Source organism: Nocardia seriolae NBRC 15557 (assembly GCF_007990715.1).
GTDB lineage: Bacteria > Actinomycetota > Actinomycetes > Mycobacteriales > Mycobacteriaceae > Nocardia > Nocardia seriolae.
Genome location: NZ_BJWY01000076.1, coordinates 26,169 through 36,094 on the forward strand (window position 1 = coordinate 26,169; position 9,926 = coordinate 36,094).

Here is a 9,926-nt window from a genome sequence, read left to right on the forward strand (position 1 = left end):
CGCCACGAAGGCGTGGCGGCGCGATTCGCTCAGCTCACCAGAACGGGCTGCTCCCGGCGCACCCGCCGGGTGCTGTAGAGGAACAGCGCCACCAGCAGCACGCTGAACCAGACGTAGGTGTTGCCGATGACGTGCTGCCATGGCGTCCAGTGGGATTCGCGGTGCTCGCCGTCGGGGAGCCAGTTCTGCGGGCCGTACACGAAGACCGCGATGGTGATCGCGGTGACCAGATACCAGCCGACGGCCCGCCGCCAGGGCAGCCGGGTCGCGTAACCGATCATCCCCAGCAGCGCGGGGGCGATCCAGATCCAGTGGTGGGACCAGGAAATCGGGGACACCAGCAGCGTGAACACGGCATTGATCGCCAGCGCCAGCGGCGGGAAGTCCGCCGCGCGGCGCATGGCGGGCACCACCAGCGCCAGCAGGGCGGCGCTCAGCAGCAGCCACAGGACGGTGAGCAGCGGCTTGTGGATCTCGAACCGCGACAGCACGGCTTGAATCGACTGGTTGGTATGGAATGCCGAACCGCTCAGCCCCGACACATTGCCCATCCCGCCGAACCAATAGGTCATCGACGCGCGCGGCAGTACGGCGAAGGTGAGCGCGGTGATCACCGCGCCGGTCACCGCCGCGGTGGCCGCGGCCTTGTAGTCCCGCCGGATCAGGAAGTAGAGGATGAACGCCGCCGGCGTCAGCTTCACCGCGGCCGCGACACCGACCAGCATGCCGCGCCGCCACTTCGGCTTGTCCGCCAGGCAGTCGGCCACCACCAGCACCATGAGCAGCAGATTCACCTGCCCGAAGTCCAGCGTCGAGTGGGTCGGCTCCAGCAGCAGGCCCAGCGGCGTGACACAGGCGGTCACCCACAGCGCGAGCAGCCGCCGATCCTCTCCCGGCCAGACCCGGCGCGCCACCAGATAGAACGCGATCGCCAGTGCGGCCACCGAGGACACGAAGAACCCGAAGCGGGCCGCGTTCCACGGTAGGAAGGCGAACGGCGAGAGCACCAGCGCGGAGAACGGCGGATAGATGAACGGCAGCCCGATCCCGATCGTGGTCTGCGGCAGCTGCCCGTACATGTCCCCGCCGTGCCACAGCGTCTGCACGCCCAGCCGATACACCTGCAGGTCAATGAACCCACCCGTGATCTGCTTGAACGGCCACACCGGCACCATCAGGCACATTGCGGCGAAGGCCACACACAACGCCGGAACCAGCCACATCACCCACCCGAAACGGCGGCCCAGCGACTTCGGCACAGCAACAGCGGTAGAACAACTCATCCGCCACCACTTTATCGGCGACCCCGCACCCGCGTACACCCGCACCAGCCGAACCCACCGCCGACGCCCCAACGCCTGGTCACGGGCACGACGCGACGCCCGGTCCCGTCCGTCGTCGGCCATGGCCGCCCGAATCCGGTCCGTCCCGGCGCAGCGGTGGCAGGCAGCCGGATGCGTCGCGGTCACGCCCGCAGTCGCAGTCGGAGATCGGGGTGCCCGTTTCGCTTGGACCGTCGGCAGGTTCGGCAGGGCGTCGGCGGTGGATTCGACCGCGCCCCGGACGGCCGTGCGGCAGGCGGGCGAGGTCGCGGTGGGCGATGGTCACGCGAACTTCACCTCGAGCACGTTCCTCGCCGGAGGCGATGCACGGCGCGGTGTATGTCACCAGTATTGGTCGCGGGGTCTGGGGGTGGGGCGGGGCTGCGGGACGGGCTGGCGACGCTGGGTGGCCGTGGGTACGCGGGGTTGTACAGGGGTCGCGGTCAGGCTGGCCGGGACGGCGGCGTCGTAGGCGGATTCGGCGTGCTCGGCCTCGTCGATGCCGTTCAGCTCCGCTTCCTCGTCGACGCGGAAACCGAAGAGTTTGTGGATGATCCACGCCAGGATCAGGGTCGCCGCGAAGGAGTACCCCATGACCGCGAGGGCCGCCACGGCCTGCCGCGACAACTGGGTGACCCCGCCGCCGTTGAGCAGGCCGTTGCCGCCCGCCGGATTCACCGAGGCATCGGCGAACAGTCCGATCAGCAGCGTCCCGACCAGCCCGCCGACCAGGTGCACGCCGACCACGTCCAGCGAATCGTCATAGCCGAAGACGTATTTCAGGCTCACCGCGAGCGCACAGCACACCCCGGCCGCGATTCCGATGCACAGCGCGCCGATGGTTCCCACGAAGCCGCAGGCGGGTGTGATGGCCACCAGCCCGGCGACCGCGCCGGAGGACGCGCCGATGGTGGTCGGCTTCCCGTCCCGCAACTGTTCGACGATGATCCACGCCATCGAGGCGGTGCCGGTGGCGATGGTGGTGTTGGTGAACGCGAGGGCGGCGAGATCGCCTGCGGTCAAGGCGGATCCGGCATTGAATCCGTACCAGCCGAACCACAGCAGCGCCGCGCCGAGCAGGGTGAACGGCACATTGTGCGGGCGCGAGACGGTGCGCGGCCAGCCGTGCCGCTTGCCGATCACCAGCGCCACCGCCAGCGCCGCCGCTCCCGCGTTGATGTGCACCGCCGTGCCACCCGCGAAGTCGAAGGCCCTGAGCCGGTTCACAATCCAGCCGCCGACATCCGAGGAATTGCCCGAGGCGTCGGAATTCGTGAACCCGCTCGCGCTGAAAACCCAATGCGCGACCGGGAAATACACGACGGAAGTCCACAACACCGTGAACAACATCCACGCCCAGAATCGTGTCCGGCCCGCGATCACGCCGGTGATCAGCGCGGTCGTAATGACCGCGAACATCAGCTGGAACATCACGAATGCCATGGTCGGAATCTGGTGTCCCGCAGGGCCGGACACCGTTCCCTGCGTCATTCGCAGCAATACGTGCGACATCTTGCCGACCAGCCCTTGATAGGCGTCGTCGCCGAACGCCTCGCTGTAGCCGTACAACAGCCACAGCGTCGTCACGACGCCCAAACACATGAAGTTCATCATCAGCATGTTCAGCACGCTCTTGCCGCCCACCATGCCGCCGTAGAAGAACGCCAGCCCCGGCGTCATCAACATGACCAGCGCGGCGCTGGCCAGCACCCACGCGGTATCTCCCGAATTCACACTCGTACCTCATATCCCACGGGAATTCGGGCACAGCATCGAGAACGCCTGTTTCCACCGGGCACCCGGTGGTGTTTCAGGACGGTGAATCTATCTTGGCGATCAGGCGGTGACCCAGGTTGTGGCAGGGCTTTTCGATGATGCGGTAGGTCAGGGCCGCGGTGGCGACCGCCACGATCAGCCAGCTGCCCAGGGTCAGCCAGGGGGCGGGGACACCGGCGACGGAAGTGGTCCAGCGCGGCAGGGCGTCCAGTACCAGGACGTGGACCAGGTAGAGGGAGAAGCTGATTCGGCCCAGGAACAACAGTGGACGCGGAAAGGAGTAGCGGCGCAGCAATAGTGCCGCGGCGAACAGCAGGTAGGCGGGGAGGATGGTGAGGGGCTGCCTCATCCAGTGCACCCAGACGCCGGTCGCGGGTTCCAGGTAGGGCTTGATGAACAGGCTGATCCCGAAGATCACGCACACGGCGAAGCCGAAGACCGCCCAGCCGCGCCGCGCGGTGATCTCGCCCGCGGTCATGCGGTAGAGCACCGTGCCGACGAACATGGTGGCGAAATAGCCGAAGGTCAATACCGACTGCCCGGGCTGGTTGAGCACCAGCGGGACGGTAATGACCGCGAGCAGAATCGCGGCGAGCGCCGAACGCCGATCGGCGGCCAGGCGCGCGAACACCACAGCGACCAGGATCGTGGCGACGACGACGATCGAACGGGTGACGAGGTTCGCCTGGGAGCCCAGCAGCAACGCGGGCGGCAATCCCGCCCCGGGCGCTATCGAAACGACGGCGAGCATCGCCAGGGGTACGCCGCCAGCCCGCGCAGCGCATCCAGGAATTCGTATCGCCCGGCCCCGCCGCGCCGCACAGGTTCAGCCTGCGGGCCGGGAGGAGCCACCACAGCACCAGCAACGGTCATTTCAGGATTCCCCACCCAAAAGCAATCGAACGGATCCGACGGACGTCCGCTCGAGCGGGCGCACCGCCGAGATTCGAAGCACACCGCGGGCAACCCCGGCAAACGCCTCCCGCCCACGGGCTGGTCGACAGTCACGGGATGGGCGAGTAGGTTGCGACTCGGTGAAACCCGCGACGAGGCGGCGAGGTACCGGTAGCGTCAACCGCAACCACGGGGGGCGTGTGGCTGGTGCCGGCACACTCCGATTCCATTGAGTTGCAGGACTTGTCATGACAATTGTGTACTCCGCGCCGCAGCTGAGCGACGATCGGCGACGCGAACTCCTCTACCGCGGAGCGGTATTCGTTTACCCTGCTAACGAAGTGTCGACGGCCCTAACGGATTTCGCCCGGGAGCTCATCGCCGAAGCCTTCGGATCACTGGATCCGCAGACCGCGCAGTACGAGTTGCCGGTGGATCGGATGGTGGAGATCCTCGCGGCGCTCAAACCGCGGTTCATCCACCACGAACGGTCCAAGCAGCTGGTGGCCGAGCTCATGAAATCCCATGGCTGCGACGAGAATACGTACTTCGACGTGCCCCGCCTGCGCACCTCGACCTCCGACGGCTACCTGACCACCGGCATCTCCTACGTCTTCCACGCCCACCGCGACACCTGGTACTCAGCCCCCTTCAACCAGATCAACTGGTGGCTGCCCATCTTCCCGGTGACCGAGCACAACGCCATGGGCTTCCACCCGCGCTACTTCGACGCCCCCGTGGCCAACTCCTCGGACTGCTACGACTACGACGAGTGGAACCGCACCTCCCGCTTCAACGCCGCCACCCACATCGGCGCCGACACCCGGATCCAGCCCAAGATCCTCGACCCCACCGCCGACCTGGAACCCATCGTGACGGTCCTCCCCGAAGCCGGCGGCCTGATGATGTTCTCCGGCAACCAATTACACTCGTCGCTCCCCAACAACTCCGGCGTCACCCGTTTCTCCATCGACTTCCGCACCGTCCACATCGGCGACGTCACCGCGGTCCGAGGCGCCCGCAATGTCGACTCCGCCTGCACCGGCACCAACCTGCGGGACTTCCTCCACCCCACCACCCACACGCCGATCTCGGCGGATCTGGCCCTCGACTACCAGCGCGCGGTGGGCTCACTGCGCCCGGCCACCGCCCGCAGCGCGGACTGAGGCCGCGCCGCTCGACACCGAATGCCGCGATCAGGCCCGGCGCACGCTCGCGGCTTCGTGGTGTTCGTGGTCGCGAGCGGCGACGGCCACGAAGATGCCGATTCCAGCGAGCACGACAAGCGCACAGGCGATTCCGCCCGCCGCCGCCAACCCCTCATGCCCGGTGGCGGCCGCAATCAAAGTGAGCGCTAGCAATCCAAAAGCAACCACTGCGGAACAGTAGGCGAACCACGCAGTTACCGGTTTCGGTCGAGCCTCTACAGAGGACTGTGGCATACCGCCAGCGTACGAGGCGAACGGCCAGCCACCAAGCACCGCCACCACGTTTCGGACCAGGCGCGCCAAATCATGAACGTGCCGACTTCGGAAGTTCCTCCGAACGCGCCGCCCCGAATTCTCGGGGCCGACGGCATCCGGGCTCGACCTTGTGTCGCCGAAGCGATCGCTTCAGTGCGCGCCGAGCGCGTCGAGAATCATGGGCCGCGCGGTGCGCAGCGCCTCCTGCCAGTAGTGACAGGTGTGGGTGCCGGGGCCGATGTCGACGCGCGCACCGATTCCCAAGGCCGCGAAGCGGTTTCGCAGGATCTGGGCCGCGGTCTGGGTCATCGCCTCCAGCGCCATGGCATTGACGGTGTTGTTCACGGCGTTCGGCAGATCCGCGGCCGTGGGGACACCGTTGCCGCTCCAGATGTACATGGGCAGCCCGCGCAGCAATTCGGCGTGCACGCTGGCGTCATTGCGGCTCCAGGCCGGGCTGGTGATCGGGCCCCACATATCGTCGAGGTTGAAGTTGCCCTCGTCGCGCATGGCCAGTCGCATGCCTTCGTTCCACAGCGAGAACGTGGGATTCACGTAGCCGGAGAAGGATCCGGCGAACCGGAACTGATCGCGATGGTGGGCGGCCAGCGTCAGCGCGGCATTGCCGCCCATGGACGGACCGACGATGCCGACATTGGTGCGCGAAACACCATAGCCCGCAAGGAAGTTGGGCAGCTCCTCGGTGAGGAAGGTCTCCCAGCGGTAGGTGACGGTCTGTCCGTTGGTACTGCTGGGCCGCAGCCAGTCGGTGTAGAAGCTGGAGTGCCCGCCGACCGGGAACACCAAAGTGACGTCGTCTCCGGCGAATTGGCGCAGCGCGTCGGTGTCGGAGGTCCACTGGTTGTGGTCACCGGGGGCACGTAACCCGTCGAGCAGGTACAGGGCATAACCGCCGCCGTGCGCGGCCCACTGCACCTGCACCTTGATCGGCCCCATGCTCGAGGGCACTCACAGTTCCTGGTACCCGCCCGACGGTGCGGCCGCGGCCGCCCCCGTACCGACCGTGGCCTGCGCCGCCCCGAGCGACGACACCAGCACGGCCGCCGCCACCACCGTGACGGACCTCTTCAGCACACTGCGAAACGTCCGACGTCCCCCGGATCGCGCCATTCCCACCATTCCCCGGCCTCCCACCTGGTTTCAGAGTAAATTACCGTACTCCGGCGGGAATCCGCTGTGCCTCAAGCGAATCTGCTATCGATTCAGACCCCGGCGAATCAACAGCGGCTCGATCTCGGGCGCGCGGCCGCGGAAGGCGGCGAAGGCTTCCATGGGATCGACCGAGCCTCCGCGCGAGAGCAGTTCGCGGCGGAACCGCTCGCCCTTGGCACGGACCGAGAGCTCACCCTCGTCGAACCACTGGACGGTATCGGCGTCGAGTACCTCGCTCCAGATGTAGGAGTAGTACCCGGCGCCGTAACCGCCCGCGAAGATGTGCGCGAAATAGCCGGTGCGATAGCGCGGCGGGATGGCGGCGAGGGCGACGCCCGCCTTGCGCAGGGCCGCTTCCTCGAACGCCTCGGCATCGGTGGCCGCCGCCGCGTCGGCCCGGGTGCGGCGATGCCAGGCCCAGTCCAGCAGTGCCGCGGCCAGGTATTCGACCGTGCGGAAGCCCTCACCGAAGCGTTCGGCCGCGGACATCCGCTCCACCAGTTCGACGGGCATCGGCTCGCCGGTGTCGATGTGGCGGGCGTAGTTGGCCAGTACTTCCGGCCGCGACATCCACATCTCGTTCACCTGCGACGGGAATTCCACGAAGTCGCGCGGCACCGCGGTGCCGGAGAAGAACGGGTACTCCACGTCCGAGAACAGCCCGTGCAGGGCGTGGCCGAACTCGTGGAAGAGCGTGCGGACATTGTCCCAGCTCAGCAGGGCCGGTTCGCCCTCGGCCGGTTTCGGGATATTGAGATTGTTGACCACGACGGGCTGCTGCCCCAGCAGTTTCGACTGCCGAACCAGCGAATTCATCCACGCCCCGCCGCGTTTGGACGGGCGCTTGAAGTAGTCGCCGAGGAACAGGCCCAGCGCGCTGCCGTCGGCGTCGAACACCTCGAACACCCGGACCTCCGGGTGGTAGCCGATCAGATCCGCGCGTTCCCGGAAGGTGAGCCCGTAAACCAGTCCGGCCGCGTGGAATACGCCGTCCCACAGCACCCGCTCCAGCTCGAAGAACGGGCGCAGCGCCTCGCCGTCCACCGAGAACTGTTCGGCCCGAAGCTTTTCCGACCAGAACTGCCAATCCCAGGAACGCAGTTCGGCCCCGGGGTCGGCGGCGTGCAGGGCGGCGGTGAGCTCGTCCGCCTCCCGCTCGGCATTGGCCAGCGCGGGCGGGACCAGCCGTGCGAGCATATCCTCCACCGCCGCAGCCGTTTTCGCCGTCTGATCGGCCACGGCGTAGGAGGCGTGGTCCGGGTAGCCCAGCAACTCCGCGCGTTCGGCGCGCAATGCCGACATGCGGGCTCCCAGAGCCGCATTGCCGCCGTCTTCGCCGAAGCCGCGGCCCAACGACGCCGCCATCATGCGTTCCCGCACCGAGCGGTCGGCCAGGTCGGCGAGCACCGGTTGGTTGGAGACGTTCTGCAGGCTCAGCGCCCATTTACCGGGGTGGCCCAGGGCCTCGGCGTTCTCCGCCGCGGCGGTCACCGCGGCCGCAGTGAGTCCGGCGAGTTCGTCCTCGCTGTCGAGGATCAGGGTCGCCGCGTTCATGGCCGCGAGATTGCTCTGACCGAATTCCGTTGATGCCGTGGCGAGTTCCGCATTGAGCTCACGCAGCCGCGCCTGCTGTGCCGCATCCAGCCGCGCACCGGCGCGCACGAAACGCAGGTGGTATCGCTCCAGCAGCCGCAGCTGTTCGGCATTCAACCCGAGTTCGGCCCGCCGCTCGTGCAGCGCGTCGATCCGGCCGAACAGCGCCGGATCCAGATGGATGGCGTCCGCGTGCGCGGCCAGCCGCGGCGAGACCTCCGCCTCGATCGCCTGAATGCGTTCGTTCGTGTCCGAGGACACGAGGTTGAAGAACACATTCGACACCCGCGTCAGCACCGCACCCGACTGCTCCAGCGCCGCAACGGTATTCGCGAAGGTCGGGCCCTCATCCAGCCCGGTGACCTCGGCGATCTCGGCCAGTTGCTCCGCCATCCCCCGCTCGAACGCCGGCAGATAGTGTTCCTCGCCGATCTCCGTGAACGGCGGTAGCTCGTAGGGCAGCGTGCTGCGTTCGAAGAACGGGTTGCTCGTCATACCCGCCACTGTAGGACCTGCCCGCCGCCCCATCCTCGCCATCGCCGCCGCGCCATGTGAGCCGCATCGCAATTCGGTGCCCGCGTCGATCCGGCTGTCGAAATCGTCGCGGTCCGTTCGAGGAGAACTCGAACCACACGACCACGACCATCGCAATGGAATCAGCCCATGCTCAGCCCTGTACCGACCACCGTCCGCTCTGCCGACGGATTCGACCGTGTCGTCGACCTCCTCGCCGCCGGTGACCCCGATGCTGCGGCCGAACTCTTCCTCACCGAACAGGTCGGCGTACCTGCGCCGATGGTCACCGGCATGCGTGGCAACAAAACGTGGCCCTGGATCCGAACCGCCGCCCAAGCCCTGGCCACCGCCATCCCGACCGCACGCCGCCTGGAGATCCCCGGCGCCGACCACGAAATCCTCAACCACCCCGAACTACTCGAAGAGCATCTAGTCAACTTCTTCGCCTGACGCCCCAAAGGACAACGGGTCTCGAACAACCCCCGGAGGTGATAGCAGGCACCATGCCCGGCCAGTAGTCCGGGGCCGGAAGAAGAAGTCCGCGTGACCGGTGGGCGTACTCGATTACTGGGCGGCAACAGGATTCGCGGTGAACTGTCTCAGATCGTGATGTGGGATTTCATCCTCGCGTGAGGGTGTGCGCCTACCGTGGAGGATGCGGGGGCGGCTTCTCCGAGGGCACGGAGTTGGGATATGAGTACACCACGGGCCGACTGGCTGGATAGCTGGCCGTGGCCGAAGCGCGCTTTCATGGAGCGATTGAGTCCGGCATCGCGGCGGGATCTGCTCTTACTCGGGAAGCAGCACCCCCTTCAGCCGGGAGAGGTGCTGTCGCCGTATGGGGATCCGGCCAGCAGCGTGTATCTGCTGCGGTCGCGGGACTCCAAGGTGTCGGCGTGCGCGAAGATCACGGGGGTCGACGGGAAACTGCTGGCGATCCGGGTGAGCGGGGACCGTCGCCCCACACCAATCCCCAGACTCGCGCCGATGAGCTGTATCGCATTCTGCGCGCGACGCACAGCCCGCTGGCGGCGGCGCTCATGGCCGTCGATGTCACAGGGCGGTGGCCCGCCGAATTCGTCTCCGCCACAGCGATTCACACGAGGTGACTGCCGTGGAGACGATCGTCGTGGTGGTGCAGAACCGCAGGTCGATGGCCCTGCGGCTCTGCCTTCTGCGGAGCTAGTAC

8 protein-coding genes and 1 pseudogene are annotated in these 9,926 nt (G+C 67.2%); 2 read left to right on the forward strand and 7 right to left on the reverse strand.

Translation table 11 applies throughout. The features are described 5' to 3' along the window. Nucleotides 1-29: 29 nt before the first annotated feature. The 3 genes from NS2_RS22225 to NS2_RS22235 form a co-directional block, all read right to left on the reverse strand. The gene (locus NS2_RS22225) at nt 30-1,259 is read right to left on the reverse strand and encodes a glycosyltransferase 87 family protein (protein ID WP_228102681.1); all 1,230 of its coding nucleotides are present in this window, start codon (nt 1,257-1,259) and stop codon (nt 30-32) included. A 405-nt stretch (nt 1,260-1,664) separates the two neighbouring features. Further along, nucleotides 1,665-3,056, reverse strand: coding sequence for an ammonium transporter (locus NS2_RS22230; RefSeq protein WP_228102680.1), 1,392 nt, complete (start codon nt 3,054-3,056; stop codon nt 1,665-1,667). Between the two features lie 76 nt (nt 3,057-3,132). Next, nucleotides 3,133-3,849, reverse strand: a complete 717-nt coding sequence (locus NS2_RS22235; RefSeq protein WP_147207272.1) for an acyltransferase family protein — start codon at nt 3,847-3,849, stop codon at nt 3,133-3,135. Nucleotides 3,850-4,240: 391 nt separating this feature from the next. Here NS2_RS22235 and NS2_RS22240 point away from each other — a divergent pair, with 391 nt between their 5' ends. Beyond that, nucleotides 4,241-5,158 (forward strand): phytanoyl-CoA dioxygenase family protein, encoded by a 918-nt coding sequence (locus NS2_RS22240; protein ID WP_071343825.1) that lies wholly within the window; start codon nt 4,241-4,243, stop codon nt 5,156-5,158. 30 nt (nt 5,159-5,188) lie between these two features. Here NS2_RS22240 and NS2_RS22245 read toward each other — a convergent pair whose 3' ends face one another. The 3 genes and pseudogenes from NS2_RS22245 to NS2_RS22255 form a co-directional block, all read right to left on the reverse strand. Next, nucleotides 5,189-5,368 (reverse strand): hypothetical protein, encoded by a 180-nt coding sequence (locus NS2_RS22245; RefSeq protein ID WP_071812044.1) that lies wholly within the window; start codon nt 5,366-5,368, stop codon nt 5,189-5,191. 237 nt (nt 5,369-5,605) lie between these two features. Then, a pseudogene (locus NS2_RS22250) lies at nt 5,606-6,586 on the reverse strand (alpha/beta hydrolase). An 84-nt stretch (nt 6,587-6,670) separates the two neighbouring features. Next, nucleotides 6,671-8,716: a M3 family metallopeptidase gene (locus NS2_RS22255; protein WP_082062681.1), complete on the reverse strand. Its 2,046-nt coding sequence runs from the start codon at nt 8,714-8,716 to the stop codon at nt 6,671-6,673. A 168-nt stretch (nt 8,717-8,884) separates the two neighbouring features. Between NS2_RS22255 and NS2_RS22260 the strand changes: the two genes are divergently transcribed. Further along, complete coding sequence (locus NS2_RS22260; RefSeq protein ID WP_036547980.1) at nt 8,885-9,187, forward strand: alpha/beta fold hydrolase family protein; 303 nt, start codon at nt 8,885-8,887, stop codon at nt 9,185-9,187. A 362-nt stretch (nt 9,188-9,549) separates the two neighbouring features. On the opposite strand, the gene NS2_RS36225 is transcribed toward NS2_RS22260, so the two are convergent. After that, a complete protein-coding gene (locus NS2_RS36225; protein WP_158660769.1) occupies nt 9,550-9,702 on the reverse strand; it encodes a hypothetical protein in 153 nt (50 codons plus the stop codon). Nucleotides 9,703-9,926 lie beyond the last annotated feature (224 nt).

Bases quoted from the DNA above. Each gene is read 5' to 3' on its own strand.
- NS2_RS22235 (WP_147207272.1), bottom strand. From the start codon at position 3,849: ATGCTCGCCGTCGTTTCGATAGCGCCCGGGGCGGGATTGCCGCCCGCG.
- NS2_RS22255 (WP_082062681.1), bottom strand. From the start codon at position 8,716: ATGACGAGCAACCCGTTCTTCGAACGCAGCACGCTGCCCTACGAGCTA.
- NS2_RS22260 (WP_036547980.1), top strand. From the start codon at position 8,885: ATGCTCAGCCCTGTACCGACCACCGTCCGCTCTGCCGACGGATTCGAC.
- NS2_RS22240 (WP_071343825.1), top strand. From the start codon at position 4,241: ATGACAATTGTGTACTCCGCGCCGCAGCTGAGCGACGATCGGCGACGC.